19 protein-coding genes and 1 pseudogene are annotated in these 15479 nt (G+C 29.0%); 19 read left to right on the top strand and 1 reads right to left on the bottom strand.

From position 1 onward, the window contains the following. Nucleotides 1-130: 130 nt before the first annotated feature. From rplU to ACQPUY_RS12665, 9 genes are all read left to right on the top strand, one after another. Nucleotides 131-442 (top strand): 50S ribosomal protein L21, encoded by a 312-nt coding sequence (rplU, locus tag ACQPUY_RS12705; RefSeq protein ID WP_066895557.1) that lies wholly within the window; start codon nt 131-133, stop codon nt 440-442. A 5-nt stretch (nt 443-447) separates the two neighbouring features. Further along, the gene (locus ACQPUY_RS12700) at nt 448-822 is read left to right on the top strand and encodes a ribosomal-processing cysteine protease Prp (protein WP_430841596.1); all 375 of its coding nucleotides are present in this window, start codon (nt 448-450) and stop codon (nt 820-822) included. A gap of 1 nt (nt 823) precedes the next feature. After that, nucleotides 824-1123 carry a 50S ribosomal protein L27 gene (gene rpmA / locus ACQPUY_RS12695; RefSeq protein WP_066895552.1) on the top strand — a complete coding sequence of 100 codons (300 nt, stop codon included), beginning with the start codon at nt 824-826 and terminating at the stop codon, nt 1121-1123. Between the two features lie 265 nt (nt 1124-1388). Continuing rightward, nucleotides 1389-2678: a GTPase ObgE gene (obgE, locus tag ACQPUY_RS12690; protein ID WP_430841595.1), complete on the top strand. Its 1290-nt coding sequence runs from the start codon at nt 1389-1391 to the stop codon at nt 2676-2678. A gap of 15 nt (nt 2679-2693) precedes the next feature. Further along, complete coding sequence (yhbY, locus tag ACQPUY_RS12685) at nt 2694-2987, top strand: ribosome assembly RNA-binding protein YhbY (RefSeq protein WP_430841594.1); 294 nt, start codon at nt 2694-2696, stop codon at nt 2985-2987. Between the two features lie 8 nt (nt 2988-2995). Further along, nucleotides 2996-3610, top strand: a complete 615-nt coding sequence (gene nadD, locus ACQPUY_RS12680) for a nicotinate-nucleotide adenylyltransferase (RefSeq protein WP_430841593.1) — start codon at nt 2996-2998, stop codon at nt 3608-3610. Nucleotides 3611-3640: 30 nt separating this feature from the next. Further along, on the top strand, nt 3641-4207 hold the full coding sequence (yqeK, locus tag ACQPUY_RS12675; RefSeq protein ID WP_430841592.1) for a bis(5'-nucleosyl)-tetraphosphatase (symmetrical) YqeK: 567 nt from the start codon (nt 3641-3643) through the stop codon (nt 4205-4207). Nucleotides 4208-4228: 21 nt separating this feature from the next. Then, entirely contained in the window at nt 4229-5578 is a 1350-nt protein-coding gene (locus ACQPUY_RS12670) for an LCP family protein (protein ID WP_430841591.1), read from the top strand. A 59-nt stretch (nt 5579-5637) separates the two neighbouring features. Further along, nucleotides 5638-6540 (top strand): RluA family pseudouridine synthase, encoded by a 903-nt coding sequence (locus ACQPUY_RS12665; protein ID WP_430841590.1) that lies wholly within the window; start codon nt 5638-5640, stop codon nt 6538-6540. Nucleotides 6541-6587: 47 nt separating this feature from the next. On the opposite strand, the gene ACQPUY_RS12660 is transcribed toward ACQPUY_RS12665, so the two are convergent. Further along, nucleotides 6588-7880: a D-alanyl-D-alanine carboxypeptidase family protein gene (locus tag ACQPUY_RS12660; protein ID WP_430841589.1), complete on the bottom strand. Its 1293-nt coding sequence runs from the start codon at nt 7878-7880 to the stop codon at nt 6588-6590. A 155-nt stretch (nt 7881-8035) separates the two neighbouring features. On the opposite strand from ACQPUY_RS12660, the gene ACQPUY_RS12655 reads away from it, so the two are divergent. From ACQPUY_RS12655 to ACQPUY_RS12610, 10 genes and pseudogenes are all read left to right on the top strand, one after another. Next, a complete protein-coding gene (locus tag ACQPUY_RS12655; RefSeq protein WP_430841588.1) occupies nt 8036-8695 on the top strand; it encodes a helix-hairpin-helix domain-containing protein in 660 nt (219 codons plus the stop codon). 82 nt (nt 8696-8777) lie between these two features. Next, nucleotides 8778-8993 (top strand): DUF350 domain-containing protein, encoded by a 216-nt coding sequence (locus ACQPUY_RS12650; protein ID WP_430841587.1) that lies wholly within the window; start codon nt 8778-8780, stop codon nt 8991-8993. Nucleotides 8994-9157: 164 nt separating this feature from the next. After that, nucleotides 9158-9838 (top strand): hypothetical protein, encoded by a 681-nt coding sequence (locus ACQPUY_RS12645; RefSeq protein WP_430841586.1) that lies wholly within the window; start codon nt 9158-9160, stop codon nt 9836-9838. Nucleotides 9839-9864: 26 nt separating this feature from the next. Beyond that, on the top strand, nt 9865-10242 hold the full coding sequence (locus tag ACQPUY_RS12640) for a hypothetical protein (RefSeq protein ID WP_430841585.1): 378 nt from the start codon (nt 9865-9867) through the stop codon (nt 10240-10242). Between the two features lie 18 nt (nt 10243-10260). Then, entirely contained in the window at nt 10261-11613 is a 1353-nt protein-coding gene (gene rlmD, locus ACQPUY_RS12635; RefSeq protein ID WP_430841584.1) for a 23S rRNA (uracil(1939)-C(5))-methyltransferase RlmD, read from the top strand. Nucleotides 11614-11815: 202 nt separating this feature from the next. Beyond that, nucleotides 11816-12430, top strand: a complete 615-nt coding sequence (locus ACQPUY_RS12630; RefSeq protein ID WP_430841583.1) for an NAD(P)-dependent oxidoreductase — start codon at nt 11816-11818, stop codon at nt 12428-12430. A 252-nt stretch (nt 12431-12682) separates the two neighbouring features. Continuing rightward, nucleotides 12683-13039: pseudogene (locus ACQPUY_RS12625) on the top strand (methyltransferase domain-containing protein); the annotation flags it as partial. Nucleotides 13040-13296: 257 nt separating this feature from the next. After that, on the top strand, nt 13297-13581 hold the full coding sequence (locus ACQPUY_RS12620) for an ATP-binding cassette domain-containing protein (RefSeq protein WP_430841582.1): 285 nt from the start codon (nt 13297-13299) through the stop codon (nt 13579-13581). A 337-nt stretch (nt 13582-13918) separates the two neighbouring features. Beyond that, nucleotides 13919-14197: a hypothetical protein gene (locus ACQPUY_RS12615; protein WP_430841581.1), complete on the top strand. Its 279-nt coding sequence runs from the start codon at nt 13919-13921 to the stop codon at nt 14195-14197. Nucleotides 14198-14545: 348 nt separating this feature from the next. Then, nucleotides 14546-15013, top strand: coding sequence for a hypothetical protein (locus tag ACQPUY_RS12610; protein ID WP_430841580.1), 468 nt, complete (start codon nt 14546-14548; stop codon nt 15011-15013). Nucleotides 15014-15479 lie beyond the last annotated feature (466 nt).

Here is a 15479-nt window from a genome sequence, read left to right as displayed (position 1 = left end):
GCTTTACAATATACATAATAGTATGGTAAAATAGCAGATGTTAAACCGCACATAAGAGGTTTTTTATATAAACAAAGTTTAGAGCTTTGTACCTCGGTTGGCGAGACCGTAATAAGAGGAGGTGTTTTTAATGTACGCAGTATTATCTACAGGAGGAAAACAATACAGAGTTCAAGAAGGAGACGTAATATTCGTTGAAAAACTTAACGCTGAAGTTGACTCAACAGTTGAATTAACAGAAGTATTAGCAGTTTCAAATGGTGATGCTTTAAAAGTTGGTACACCAGTTGTAGAAGGTGCTAAGGTTGTTGCTAAGGTTGTAGCTCAAGGCAAAGCTAAGAAAATCACAGTTTTCAAGTATAAGCCAAAGAAGGACTACAGAAAGAAGACTGGTCACAGACAACCATACACTAAGTTAGTAATCGAAAAAATCGAAGCTTAATTATCATGATTAAGATTAGAATTTTTAAAAAGGATGATTTAAGACTTGGATTTAAGATAGAAGGTCATGCTCTCTCAAAGGCTGAAATAGAGAAAAGTGGAAATGCTTATGATTTAATTTGCAATTCGGTTTCTGTATTATCTCAAAGTACTTTAATAGGTATGGAAGAGGTATTGAAGCTTAAGATTAAGTATGAGATAAATGATGGATTTTTACATATAAATTTATCAAATCTTAAAGATCAAGAAATAGAGAAGTGTCAAGTATTACTTTTGACCTTTGAAAAAAGTATAGAAAGCTTGATTGAATCTCTTAAATTAACTTTTGGAAGTAAAAAAGATAGTGAATATATAAGATTGTTGAAAGAGGAGGTGCAATAGTATGTTAATAATGAACCTTCAATTATTTGCCCACAAGAAAGGGGTAGGTAGCTCTAAGAACGGTAGAGACTCAGAATCAAAAAGATTAGGAGTTAAAGCTGCTGACGGAGAGTTCGTTTTAGCTGGTAACATTTTAGTTAGACAAAGAGGAACAAAGATTCATCCAGGAACTAATGTTGGTAAGGGTGGAGATGACACTCTATTTGCTAAAGAAGACGGAATTGTTAGATTTGAAAGAATGGGTAGAGATAAGAAAAAAGTTAGCATTTATCCAGTAAATCTTGAAGAAATAGCAGAATAATATTATTTTCATAAAGCACCCTAGTTTAGGGTGCTTTATTTTGTAAAAATTATAAAAAGAAATGGGCAATTGACAATGGATAAACCTTACCCATTGTACACTGTCAATTGTCCATTCATATTATGAATTGTGATATATAATAGTAGAGTTATTTCGATATTATAGAAGGATTAATATTATATTTACAATTATGTTATAATAAACCTTGAAAAGATTGAAATAATAAGAATAAGGTTAAAATAATTTATGAAAGATAGGTGATTTTATGTTTATAGATAAAGCGAAAATATTTATTAAGTCTGGAGACGGAGGAAATGGATGTGTATCCTTTAGAAGAGAAAAATATGTTCCTCTAGGTGGTCCAGATGGAGGAGATGGAGGAAAAGGCGGAAGCGTAATTTTTGAAGTTGATCCAGGTTTAACAACACTTTTAGATTTTAAATATAAAAAGAAATTCGTGGCTGAAGCTGGTGGAAAAGGTGAAGGCTCTAAATGTTATGGAAAAGATGGAGATGATCTTCATATTAAAGTTCCAATGGGAACTATTATTAGAGATTTTGAAACTAATAAGATAATAGCTGACCTTTCTCATAAGGATGATACTTTTGTAATTGCAAGAGGTGGAAAGGGTGGAAAAGGAAATTGTAAGTTCTGTACACCAACTAGGCAAGCACCTCATTTTGCAGAACCAGGTATGCCAGGGGAAGAAAGATGGATAACTTTAGAACTTAAATTATTAGCAGATGTAGGTTTAGTAGGATTCCCTAATGTAGGAAAATCAACTTTCCTTTCAACAGTAACAGCAGCAAAACCAAAGATAGCAAACTATCACTTTACTACTTTAAAACCAAATTTAGGAGTTGTTAAAGCAGAAGGAATAAATGCCTTTGTTATGGCTGATATTCCAGGAATAATTGAAGGTGCAGCTGAAGGAGTAGGATTAGGTTTAGACTTCTTAAGACATATTGAAAGAACTAGATTATTAATACATGTAGTTGATATATCAGGAATAGAAGGAAGAGATCCATTTGAGGATTTCCTAAAGATAAATGAAGAACTTAAGAAATATTCAGTTAAGCTTTGGGATAGACCACAAATAGTTGTAGCTAATAAGGCTGATATGCTTTATGATGAAGAAGTTTATGAAGACTTTAAGAAAAAAGTAAATGAGTTAGGTTTTGATAAAGTATATAAGATGTCAGCAGCTACTAAATCAGGTGTAGAGACAATAATTAAAGAAGCTGGTAGAATGCTTTCAGAAATTCCAATTAAAGATTTAGAAATAAGTGAAGATGAAAGATTTATCCCAGAAGAAAAGAGATTTACTTATGATGTATCTATTGAAGATGGAGAAGATGGAAATAAGATATATGTAGTTTATGGATCATTTGTAGATAGATTATTAAACTCAGTTAATATACATGACGCTGACTCTTTAAGATACTTCCATAAGGTATTAAGAAACAAAGGTGTTTTTGATAACCTTAGAGAAATGGGAATTGAAGATGGAGATATAGTAAGACTTAATGATTTTGAATTTGAATATGTGCTATAAAATAGGAGGACTAAAATGATAACAGGAAAACAAAGAGCTTACCTAAGAGGACTTGCAAATAATATGGATCCAATATTTCAATTAGGTAAGAATGGAATAGAGGAAACTTTTTTAAAACAATTAGAAGAAGCTTTAGAAGCAAGAGAATTAATAAAAATTAAAGTGCTTGAAAATAGTGGCTTAGTTGCTAGGGAAGCATCAAATACAATATGTGAAAAAATAGGATGCGAAGGTATTCAAGCAATAGGAAGTAAGATAGTTTTATATAAAAAATCCTCAAAAAAACCTAAGATAGAACTACCTAGGTAATAATTAAAATGAAGAAAATTGGTATATTAGGAGGAACTTTTAATCCTATTCATCTAGCTCATTTGTACATAGCTTATGAAGCTAAAAGCCAATTAAATTTAGATAAAGTAATATTTATACCAGCAGGAAATCCGCCTCATAAAAAAGATAAAAAAATTATAGAGGCTTCCTTAAGGTATAATATGGTTTGTGAAGCTATTAAAAATTATGAGGATTTCGAAATAAGCAAATATGAAGTTGAAAAAGAAGGATACAGTTATACTTTTGAAACTTTAAAGCAGTTTAAAGCTAAGGATAATGAATTATACTTTATAACAGGTGCTGATTGTCTAATGGATATCGAAGAATGGAAAAGTCCAGAAGAGATATTTAAGCTTTCAAAATTTGTAGTGTTTAATAGAGCTGGTTACAATAAGAAAAATTTAAGAATTCAAAAGGATAAAATTGAGAAAAAGTTTAACACAACTATTAATTTTTTAGATATAATAGATTTAGAAATTTCCTCATCTATGATTAGGAAACGAATTAATGAAGGAAAAAGAGTTGACTTTTTCTTACCAAAAGAAGTATTAAGTTATATAGAAAAAAATAATATATATAATTATTGTAATAATATTAAATAATTATAAAGTGAAATTTAAGGAGAGAAAACTATGCTTAGTATTGAAGAAATTAAGATCTACCTTAAAAATAATTTGATGGAAAATAGGTATATTCATACCTTAGGAGTAGTTGATACTGCTATAAGATTAGCAAATATAAATGGGGTAGATGAAAAAAAAGCGGAAATTGCTGCTTTAGCTCATGATATAGCTAAAAATAAAACTATATACGAATTAAAAGATATTTTAGATAAAAATAATGTAAAATTAACTTATGATGAAGAAAGAAATCAAGAACTATGGCACAGTATGGTTGGACCTATAGTAGCTAGAGAAGTTTTTGAAATTGAAGATGAGGAAATTTTAAGTGCTATGAGATGGCATACTACTGGAAAGGAAAATATGAGTAAGCTAGATAAAGTAATTTATATGGCTGATATGATTGAACCAAATAGGAATTTTCCAGGAGTAGATAATCTTAGAAGAGAATGTTTTAAAGATTTAGATAACGGAGTTCTTCAAGGCTTGAATCATACTATTGAGTACTTGTTAAGTAAGGGAGTTCCTATTGATATAAATAGCATTAAGGCAAGAAATTATTTGTTGCTTCATAAATAAATCTTAGAGAGGAATTAAAAGATGGGGAATAGCAGAGAAGATCTTGGAAACAGGGGCAAAAGACCACTTACTAGGGAAGAAAAAATAAAAAGAAGAAAAGCTATAGAAGCTAAAAGAAAAAAAAGAAGAAGAAAAAGAATAGTAAAACTTATATTTACTGTATTTTTACTTTTAATCTTTGGTAGTGGAATATATGCCTACTCATTTATATCAGGATTAAAAACAAATACCTTAGGAGAAGGGACAGCACCAACATCATCAAGTGATCCTATAAACATTTTAATTTTAGGAATGGATATAGGAGATACTGACAATCAAACTAATAAATCTATAAGAAGAAGTGATAGTATAATGGTATTTAACTATAATCCTAATACGAAGAAGGCACATATAGTTTCTATACCAAGAGATACATTAATTGAGGTTGATGCTTATTTAGATACTGGAGAATATCAAAGATATTGGAAGATGAATGCCGCTTATGCGTTAGGTGGGGAAGAGGAAGTTATAACCCATGTAGAATCATTACTTGATATTAGTATTAATTATATTGTAGAGATAGACTATAATGCCTTTAGAAGTATAGTAGATGCTATTGGTGGAGTAGAGATGACTATTGAGCAAGATATGTATTATGATGATGATGAGCAAGATCTTCATATAAACTTTAAGGCAGGAGAAACAGTTCTTCTAGATGGACAAAAGGCTGAAGAGTTTTTTAGATGGAGAGAAAATAATGATGGAACTGGACTTGTAAATGGTGATTTGGATAGAATTAAGAACCAACAATTATTTCTTAGCAAGTTATTAGATAAAGCTATGAGCCCAAGTATAGTATTTAAGGCTCCAAAGATATTAAAGGCTATTAGTGATAATGTTGATACTAATATTCCAGCTAACAAATTAATATCATTAGGAATGAAGGTATTAAGGTTAGGCTCATCTAATATAGTAATGACAACAGTGCAAGGTGAACCAGAATATATATATGGTCAATCTTATATAGTAGCTGATAAAGAGTATAATACAGATTTAATTAATGCACTAAATTCAGGTGATTCATCATCAAGTGACAATATAACATCTATAGATAGAGAAGATTTAAAAGTATTAGTTTTAAATGGAACCAAGATAGATGGATTAGCATCTAGTGCAAAAAATAAGCTTCTTTCATTAGGATACACTAATATAGAGGTAGGGAACACTACTACAGCAGTATCTAAAAGTGTAATACAAACTAATGATAAAGATTTAAGAGAATTACTAAAAAGTGATATAGATATAGAAAAATTTGATAAAATAAGTAAATCTGAATATAAGGAGTATGATGTTGTAATACTATTAGGTGATGATTATAACTTATTAAATTAATGTAAAATGAATAATAATTTGGAGCTGTTTATAAACAGCTCCTTTTTATAGGAGGGAAAATGAGTACTATTAAGAAGGTAGTTACTAAGGAGTACGATGGAAGAAAAATTAGAGAGTATTTAAAAGAAGAACTTGGACTTTCTTCTAGATTAATAAGAAGTGCTTCTGTAGATAAAAGAATATTTGTAAATAATAAAGCTGTTAAAATGAATTACATAGTAAAAGATAAAGATAATATATTGATAAATTTAATGAAGGATGAAACTCAAAATATTGATCCAGAAAATATTCCAATAGATATAGTATATGAGGATGAAGATATAATAGTAGTCAATAAAGGGCCTAATATGGTGGTTCACCCTACAAAAAGGCATCAAAGTGGGACTTTAGCCAATGCTTTAATGTATTATTTTAAAGAAAGTAATCAAAAGTGTATAGTTAGACTTGTAAGTAGATTAGATATGGATACGTCAGGGCTGATAATAATAGCTAAAAATCAGTATGCGCATATGGAGTTATCTAAAGAAATGACTTTAAATAATGTAGAGAAGAGATATTTAGCTGTAGTACATGGACATATGGAAAACATGGAGGGAACTATAGATTTACCTATTTATAGACCTGAAGAAGAAGGTACTATTAGAAGAGTTGTGGATGAAAGAGGACAAAGAAGTATAACTCATTATAAGGTTGTAGAGAGATATAAGGATTCTGATTTAGTTGAATGTCTATTAGAAACCGGAAGAACACATCAAATAAGGGTACATTTAAGTCATTTAGGACATCCTATTTGGGGAGATACACTATATGGTAGTGAAGATGATATTCATATTATTAAAAGGCAAGCACTTCATGCTTATGGTTTAGATTTTAAATCACCAAGAACTAAAGATCCTTTAAGTCTTAGAGCAAAGCTACCAGAGGATATTAATAAATTAGTTAAAGAATTAGAAAATAAATAGGAAAGTATATCTAGCGAAAAAGAGGCTATTTATTATGATAGCCTCTTTTAACTTTTGTATCTATGAAATTTTGAGTATTTTCTTCTAAGCTTTCTTCTTTTTATAAAATAAATAATACATTTTATAAGTATAAAGAAAATAAATAATCCAAGTACTAGATAAGCTATATTCATTGGCTCTTTAATAAATTCTAATAAAGTTTCTTGAAGCTTTATTTTATTATTATACTCTCTATTAGCTCCACTTATTAAATCCATAGTAGAGACTGTTTCACCGTCAATTACTATTTTAGCTTTATATAATGTATCTCCAACACTAATAGCTTGTTTACTAATATCAGTTTTATCATATTCTATAGAATATGAAGGGGCTTTTTCAGATTTAGCTTTAGTATAATAAAAATCACTTTTAGCTAGTAATGGAATAGTAATATCTTCATTAATTTTATATGTATCTAGCTTATCATCTGCACTTATTAATTTAATTGTTTCAAAATTATCGAATCCATAATCAAATAATGGACCTATATTTGTATAGAAATTATCTTTATCAGTAGCATTTATAAATGAAGCAATTAGCATTTGATCACCATTTACTGCAGCAGCAGTATAGGCATGATTTGCTTCAGGAGTATATCCATTTTTACCACAATAAGTATTTCCATAATAATAAGCGCTATATTCATTAAGTAATTGGTTTTTATTGGTTGCCCATTTTTCACTTCCATCTGAAAATGGTTGATTTACATATTTATAAGATTCTGTTTGTGAAATCCTTACATATTCCTCATTATGTGATGCTGCTTTCATTATAAGAGCTAAATCATAAGCTGTAGTTAAATGTCCATCTTCATGAAGACCACTAGGATTTTTAAAATTTGTATTTAAAGCACCAAGTTCTTTAGCTTTAGCATTCATAAGCTTGGCAAATTCTTCATTAGAACCTGAAACATATTCAGCTAATGCTTCAGCACAATCATTGGCTGACTCTAGTAATAGCCCGTACATAAGCTCTTCAACTGTGTAAACTTCCCCTTTTTGTATACCAAGTGCAGAGCCATCTACTTGAGGAGGTTTTTCCCCTATAGTTACCTTATCTGTTAAATTTGCATTTTCTAAAACAACTAAAGCAGTCATTACCTTTGTCGTAGAGGCAGGCTCATATTGAGTATGCTCATTTTTGGAATAAAGTACTTTCCCTGTTCTTCCATCCATTAGTACAGCACCTTCTGAATATACAGGCGGTAATTCAGTAGCTTTTACTGTAAATCCACTTATTGAAGTAAAAATACTACTTACAAGTAAAGAGGACAGAAGAAATTTTTTTATAAATTTTTTCATACCGATTCTCCCACATAATGTTTTCATATAGACAAAATTATTTTATCAGAAAAATATAAATCATTCTAGTTTTTATAAAAATTTATATATAAATAGTTAAAATCTTAATAATAAGTTAATAATTATAGCTATAAACTATTAATTTGGAGGTTTTTATGGGTAAAAAAATAAAGGACTTACTAAACGTAAGAAATATAGTATTAATTATACTAGCTTTATTTTGCATTTTAGCATCTTTTTATTTATATGGAAGAAATAAGTCAAGTGTATTTAAGGATGAGTATATGAAAAACATATTTGTAGAAGAAAATGAAGCAAATAGTGAAGTGAAAGAGGATGGAAGTACAGAGACCTTTGGAGAAAATGTAGTTAATAATATTCCTAATAAAATAACAGTAGAAATAAAGGGAGAAGTAAAAAATCCAGATGTATATGAAATTGATGAAGGAAGTATAATTAGGGATTTAATTAATATGGCCGGAGGCTTAACAGAAGAAGCAAATATAGATGGAATAAATAGAGCTGAAAAACTTAGGGCTAATGAACTTATAGTTATTCCTAATAACGACAATGCAAATAACAATGTGGGAGACAGTAGTATTTCCACAGGAGTTTCTAGTGATGGAATTATAAATATTAATACTGCAACTTTAACAGAATTACAGAATATAACTGGAATTGGAGAGGTGAAAGCACAAAGTATAATTAATTATAGAGAAAAGAATGGAGGATTTAAGTCTATAGAAGAAATTAAAAATGTTGATGGCATAGGGGCAAAGACCTTCGAAAAGATAAAAGATCAGATTTCTATTTGAAGAAAGTTACAAATCTTTAATATATGATTATATGTTTTGTGGTAAAATTAGTATATAGTAGCATTTTAGAGGGGGATATATTATGGAAGTTGTTTTAAGCGCTCTTATGAATTTATTACTAAGTATTATATTTGGAGCTGTTGGAATTATTATTTTAGTAGCAGGTTATAAGATTTTTGATGCAATTATACCAGCTGATTTCAATAAAGAATTAGAAAAGGGAAATATTGCAGTTGCAATTTTTCTTGCTGGTGCTTTAATAGGTATAGCTATAATAGTTTCACAAGTGGTTAAATAAATTTTTGATTTTTAATGGGTATTTATATTTTCTATAAATACCCATTTTCTTTATGTGTCAGTTAGGTGACAAGCACTTTCAAAATAAAATCTTTAATGTTATAATAAGATGAATTTAAGGAAAAAATATTATAGGTATGTTATACATCCTAAGGAGAGGATATTATGATAAGAAAAACTTTAATAGCAATTTTAAGTGGGATAATGGCTGTATCTTTAGTAGCATGTAGTCCTTCTTCGAATGTTAAAAATGAAGAAAGTAATACTGCACAAAGTGCAAGATCCATTGAAGAAGATAAACCTTTTATTGGTGAAGGTGAATGGGCAAATGATTACACTAGAGATGAAGTATCGGCCTTAAATGATGAAATAACAGCTAGAATGGAAGAAGCAGCTAATTTCTATGGATTAGAATATGTTAAAGAAGAAAAGATAAGTGATGATAATGGCGTAAGCGTTAATGATAAATACGTTTATTTTGATAATTTAAATCCTGAGCCAAATAGAATGGAAAGTATGTATTATGGATTTAAAACTTATGGATCTGATATGGCAAGTGGAAGCTTAAATCTAAAGATAGGTTTTAGATTAGATTTAGATCAAATAAAAGATGAAGATAAGTTTGATTTAAAAGAAACTTCTATATCAACATTTTCAGAAGCTATGACTAATGATTCTGAAAGGGATTATTCAGAAATAAATGCTAAGATAATAGATATAGTTAAAAATCAAAATGCTAATGGAACTATTGAGACTAATTTAAATGGATTAGTTGAAACTATAACTATTAAAAATGACTTTTTACTATATAAAATAGACTCAAAAACTTATGATTTTAAAAAATAATTAATTTATATTAGGAGGATGAGGTTTTGGATAATAAAGATTTAAATAATGATGAATTTGAAAAGGAAGTTGTAGAAGAAAACAAGGTAATTGAAGCAATCGATGGAGTTGAATGTAAAGAAGTTACTACAGAAAAGAAAAATGGAAAAAATAAGGAAGATGGTAAAGGTATCAAGTTTTTAAAAAAAGTTTTAGCAGGAATAATAGATCAAATAATAAGTATAGCTATTTCATTACTATTATTAATAGTTTTTGATCTTATTTTAAAAGTTATTGGTTTATATATAGCAGAAAGAGAGCCAATGTTCTTAATAATGTATATAATAGTAAATATTTTTTATACACCAATTTGCACATCAACTAAGCTAAAAGAAACTATAGGAAGAAAGATAATACTAAAATAATTTTAATTAGGAGTTAAAATGAAAAAAGGAAGTACTGTACAGGTTAAAATAGATAAAACAGAGTTTCCATCTACTGGGATTGGAACTTTAGAAGGCAAAAAGATATATGTAAAAGGAGCTTTCCCAGGTCAAGTTGTAACTGGTAGAGTTAAGAAAAAAAGAGAAGCTTTTGCAGAATTAAAGCTTATTTCTGTTGATGAAAGAGCTGAATATGAAATAGAACCATGTTGCGAACATTTTGGAATTTGTGGTGGCTGTACATCACAAAATTTAAGCTATGAAAAGCAATTAGAGCTTTTAAGTGAAGAATTTAAATCTTTATTTGAAGAAGCAAACCTACCTCTTAATAACTATAAGGGCATAGTTGGAAGTAAGGAACAATGGGAATATAGAAATAAAATGGAGTTTACTTTCGGAGACTTTGAAAAGGGTGGAGAGTTAACTCTAGGAATGCATATGAAGGGTAAGTCTTTTGGAATTATTACAGTAGATAAGTGCTTAATAGTAGATGAAGATTTTAGAACTGTAATTAAGACTACAGTAGATTATTTTAGAGCTCAAGGATTACCTTATTATAGAGTAATGAAAAGAGAAGGATATTTAAGACACCTAGTAATAAGAAAAGCTATTAATACAGGTGAGTTAATGGTTAACTTAGTTACTACAACTCAAATTGAGTTTGATTTATCAGAGTATGTAGAAATATTAAAAAATCAAGAATATAAAGGTGATTTAGTATCAATATTACATACAGAAAATGATTCATTTTCAGATGCAGTAGTACCAGAAAAAGTTAACTTATTATTTGGAAAAGATCATATAACTGAAAATCTATTAGGACTAAAATTTAAGATATCTCCTTTTTCATTTTTCCAAACTAATACTAAGGGAGCAGAAAGTCTTTACAGTATAGTTAGAGATTATATAGGAGAATCAAAGGATAAAGTAGTATTTGACCTTTATTGTGGAACAGGAACTATAGGGCAAATAGCAGCAGCTAACGCAAAAAAAGTAGTTGGTATAGAACTTATAGAAGAAGCAGTTGAAGCAGCAAAAGAAAATGCTAAATTAAACAACTTAAATAACTGTGAATTCCTAGCTGGAGACGTAGCAGAAATAATAAAGAATGTTAAAGATAAACCAGATACAATAATTTTAGATCCACCAAGAAGTGGAGTACATCCAAAAGCATTGGAATATGTAATTAAATTCAATGCCAAAGAGATAATATATGTATCATGTAATCCAAAAACTTTAGTAGAAAATTTACATGTATTAATAGGCGCAGGATATAAAATAGTTGAAAGCTGTGTTAAAGACATGTTTCCTAATACCCCTCACTTGGAGGCTGTAGTGAAACTAGTAAGATAAATACAAGAGTTGAGAAATATATAAAATGGACCTTATAGAGGAGACAATGCAAAAAGTCTACTCTATAGGGTATTTTTATATATAATAAAAGTATAACGATAACTAAGGATGGCTGAAAATTAGCATTTGAAATATATAATTAAATTAAGTAATTTTGAGAGTTAGGTTAAATATATAAAAATAAAAGAAAGGATGGGATTTAATGAAAATCATTGTTTTTGGAGCTAATGGCAGAACAGGACAAAAAGTAATTAATCAAGCCATAAGTAATGGAATAGAAGTAACGGCATTTGTAAGAAATAGAGAGACTATAAAAATACAGTCTGAGAACTTACACATAATAGTTGGACATGCAACTCGATATGAGGATGTAAAAAAAGCTATGGCTTCTCATGATGCAGTAATTAGTTGTATAGGAGGACCAGGGGCTAAAGTATCTACAACTATTACAGATATTACAAAGAATATCGTAGATGCAATGAATGAAACAGGTGTGAAACGAATAGCCCAAGTTTCTTCTGCTGGGGTACATGGTGAATTAAAAGGGGTAATAGGGAAAGTTATAAGTTTTATGTTAAAAAATCCATTAAAAGATCATAAAGGAGCTTATAATAAATTAAAAGAAGGAACTGTTGATTATACATTAGCTAGACCATTATCTTTAACAGATGGTGCTTTTACAGGTGTATATAGAGAAGCTGAAGAAGGTGTACCAGCTGGAGGGAAAAATATTTCTCGTGCTGATCTAGCTAACTTTCTATTAAAAGTAATACAAGATGATAAATATATTGGGAAAAGTGTAGGACTAGCATATTAAATATAATCAAATTTAAATTATTATTTTTTTATGAGACTTTATATATTCTAGGGTATTTTAACTATGAAAAATAAAGAAGAGATGACAAATTGGGTTATTGGAAATAGGGGGATTAAGTAAGGTATATTATAGTTGTTTTAATAGGTTATTTTATTGGGAGTTCTAGTATGTAATATTATTTAGGTAGGCTAAATAATATTAATGTATCTAAGAAAGGAACTGGAAATTTATGTGCATCTAATATGCTTCTTATATAGGTATGAAAATCTTTTAGGATTAAAATTTAAGATATCTCCTTTTTCATTATTCAAAACTAATACTAAGGGAGCAGAAAGTCTTTATAGCATAGTTAGAGATTATTTAGGAGAAGCAAAGGATAAGGTAGTATTTGACCTTTATTGTGGAACAGGAACTATAGGGCAAATAGCAGCAGCTAATGCAAAAAAAGTTGTTGGTATAGAGCTTATAGAAGAAGCAGTAGAAGCAGCAAAGGAAAATGCTAAATTAAACAATTTAAATAATTGCGAATTCCTAGCAGGAGACGTAGCAGAAATAATAAAGAATGTTAAGGATAAACCAGATACAATAATTTTAGATCCACCAAGAAGCGATAGCTGATTGGAAGTATCCTACTGCTTGAAGCTGTTGTTAAGTTAATTAAGGAATAGCCTGTAATTAAATGATTTTAAAGTAAATATTGATTGTGTTTTAAGTTCCCTCAGACTAAATGTCTGGGGGAATTTTTATGCTTTAATAAACAATAGTGTTTATATAAAAATCAAAAAATACAAATATATATTTACAAAAAATGTAAAAATGTTAAGATGATTATGTAACCAAATTTTGTTGAAAGGGGAAGAGGAGGGATGATAAAAGTAAAGAATTTATGCAAATTCTATGATAATAATAAGATATTGGAGCATATAAATTTAGATATAGATAGCAAGGGTATTGATATTGTAATAGGTATAAATGGTAGTGGGAAGACTACTCTTTTGAATTGTATATGTAATTTAACAAAAGTAACAGAAGGAAATATATGGGTAGATGGTATTGATTATAATGAAAAGGAAGCTAAAAAGAAGATGCACTATATTACATCAGATTTTTACTTGCTAGAATACCTTTCAGGAAAAGAATATGCAAAATAGAAAGATGAATCATTTTTTTGGAATTAGCGAAATAAGAGAAGTCCTGACAATAACATTTATAAATTTAATTATAAATCTACCTTTAATAATAATTAGCTTTTGGTATGTAGATTACTTTGAGATTATGTTGAATAGTATCATCTGGTTTGAGTGTGCAACTGTTTCGGGGATATTATTTCCCAAAAATAAAAGTTCATTGAATGAGTTTGCGTCAGCTATGGTTTGTTTAGTGTTAATGGTATTGACTTATCTAGCAACTAAAAATATAGTTTTTTTATAATAACATTTGTGGAAATGTTTTTTTTGAAAAAATATTTATTAGAAAGAGGGAGAAAATATGAAATTTTCTAAACAAATAGTTTTTGCTACTGTATCATATTTGGTATTATTACTTTTGGATTTTGTAGTAACATTGTATAGTATAAATGAATCAGGGTTATATACTTCAGTTTTTGGATTAAAAATAGATATGGTAATGACTGAGGTAGAGTTGATGACTACTTTCTCATTAAGCATAACAATGCTTCTATATTATATTCTTTGGGTTGCATTTATTGTGTTGCTATGTACTATTGTTGGTAAGTGTAGAAAGAAAAAAATAAAAGCTTGGGGATAATATGCGTAGTGTATATATTGAGGTACTAATCTTAATTGGTTTGTTTTATGTAGTATTAGGTCTGCATGAATTTGTTCATTATATTTTTATAAAGTTATTTAAAAAGGAAATTATATCGATTAAAATTAAATAAAGAAGAAGGGGTATATTATTTTGGGTTTGCTGAATGCTCTTGGTGTAAGGAATTATTACCAATACTAGAAGAAAGTCTAACAACTAATAATAAATATGCGTATGTTGTAAATACTAAGAGTGAAAAATATAGTGAAGATAAGTCAGCAGAGGTCATAGTAACTCCGCTAATCGCGATAGCGGATGAAGGACTGAACTTTAAGGAGGTTTTAAAATTTGAAAGTTTCGCAGAATAATCAAAGATTGCAGAAAACTAAATATTTAGGCTCTAGTGCTGAAAATAGAGTGGAACTTGAAGATAAGCAAAGAGTGCATAGAGGATTCTCGGCAACTTCAAATAGAGAAACAAGTGAATTTGAATATGGCTCATTAGAAAGAATATTATCAAGAGAAAACCTACTTATAGCAATGAAAAGAGTAATCTCAAATAAAGGTAGCCATGGAGTCGATGGAATGACAGTGTATGAACTTAGACAATTTCTTAAAGATAACTGGTTATCAATAAAAGAAAGTATTCTAAATAATGAGTATAAACCAATGCCAGTCAGAAGAGTTGAAATACCAAAGCTTAATGGTGGAACCAGATTATTAGGAATATCAACAGTTTTGGATAGGTTTATTCAACAAGCAATCATTTCATCTTTGCTTCGAATCTCAGTTCTTAGATTATCAATGATTTCATAGGGATTTACAGAAACTTTAGCAACAATGTATTGTTCAATGTATGCAGTAATAATTGGATTATTATAAAAGGTTTGTCTTGTAATGCCATTTTCCTTTGAGACTATATTGATATAGAGTTTATTATTTTTGATTTCCAGAACAAAATCATTTTGTGCTTGGACCATACTTTCAAGGACTTCATCAACCTTAATGAGATGCTTTAGTGCGATTGGTTTTATATCTTAGGTTAATCCAAATGATTTTAGATTCTCATTTACTCTTTTTTTCTAATGAATCCATGCAGTTACCTCCTTCCTTGTCGAATCATAGTGTTCAACAATATAAGTGAGCTGAAGGTATTTTTCAAGAAAGACTTCATTACCATTTCTATTAAACTCTTCTTTCAAGTATTGTTAATTCCGGAAGTAGAGAATTCTCAAACATATAATTTCATTTTGTTTAATTCTTTCTGATATGCCTTTTTGAA

It is taken from the genome of Clostridium nigeriense (genome assembly GCF_050585245.1).
GTDB classification, from domain to species: domain Bacteria; phylum Bacillota; class Clostridia; order Clostridiales; family Clostridiaceae; genus Clostridium; species Clostridium nigeriense_A.
This window is presented reverse-complemented; position numbering and strand designations above follow the sequence as displayed.

Excerpts from the sequence above, each read along its gene's own strand:
- obgE (WP_430841595.1), top strand. The coding sequence starts at position 1,389 with ATGTTTATAGATAAAGCGAAAATATTTATTAAGTCTGGAGACGGAGGA.
- nadD (WP_430841593.1), top strand. The coding sequence starts at position 2,996 with ATGAAGAAAATTGGTATATTAGGAGGAACTTTTAATCCTATTCATCTA.
- ACQPUY_RS12620 (WP_430841582.1), top strand. The coding sequence starts at position 13,297 with ATGATAAAAGTAAAGAATTTATGCAAATTCTATGATAATAATAAGATA.
- ACQPUY_RS12655 (WP_430841588.1), top strand. The coding sequence starts at position 8,036 with ATGGGTAAAAAAATAAAGGACTTACTAAACGTAAGAAATATAGTATTA.
- ACQPUY_RS12645 (WP_430841586.1), top strand. The coding sequence starts at position 9,158 with ATGATAAGAAAAACTTTAATAGCAATTTTAAGTGGGATAATGGCTGTA.
- ACQPUY_RS12665 (WP_430841590.1), top strand. The coding sequence starts at position 5,638 with ATGAGTACTATTAAGAAGGTAGTTACTAAGGAGTACGATGGAAGAAAA.
- ACQPUY_RS12670 (WP_430841591.1), top strand. The coding sequence starts at position 4,229 with ATGGGGAATAGCAGAGAAGATCTTGGAAACAGGGGCAAAAGACCACTT.
- ACQPUY_RS12615 (WP_430841581.1), top strand. The coding sequence starts at position 13,919 with ATGAAATTTTCTAAACAAATAGTTTTTGCTACTGTATCATATTTGGTA.
- ACQPUY_RS12700 (WP_430841596.1), top strand. The coding sequence starts at position 448 with ATGATTAAGATTAGAATTTTTAAAAAGGATGATTTAAGACTTGGATTT.
- rlmD (WP_430841584.1), top strand. The coding sequence starts at position 10,261 with ATGAAAAAAGGAAGTACTGTACAGGTTAAAATAGATAAAACAGAGTTT.
- yhbY (WP_430841594.1), top strand. The coding sequence starts at position 2,694 with ATGATAACAGGAAAACAAAGAGCTTACCTAAGAGGACTTGCAAATAAT.
- rplU (WP_066895557.1), top strand. The coding sequence starts at position 131 with ATGTACGCAGTATTATCTACAGGAGGAAAACAATACAGAGTTCAAGAA.
- ACQPUY_RS12650 (WP_430841587.1), top strand. The coding sequence starts at position 8,778 with ATGGAAGTTGTTTTAAGCGCTCTTATGAATTTATTACTAAGTATTATA.
- ACQPUY_RS12660 (WP_430841589.1), bottom strand. The coding sequence starts at position 7,880 with ATGAAAAAATTTATAAAAAAATTTCTTCTGTCCTCTTTACTTGTAAGT.
- rpmA (WP_066895552.1), top strand. The coding sequence starts at position 824 with ATGTTAATAATGAACCTTCAATTATTTGCCCACAAGAAAGGGGTAGGT.
- ACQPUY_RS12630 (WP_430841583.1), top strand. The coding sequence starts at position 11,816 with ATGAAAATCATTGTTTTTGGAGCTAATGGCAGAACAGGACAAAAAGTA.
- yqeK (WP_430841592.1), top strand. The coding sequence starts at position 3,641 with ATGCTTAGTATTGAAGAAATTAAGATCTACCTTAAAAATAATTTGATG.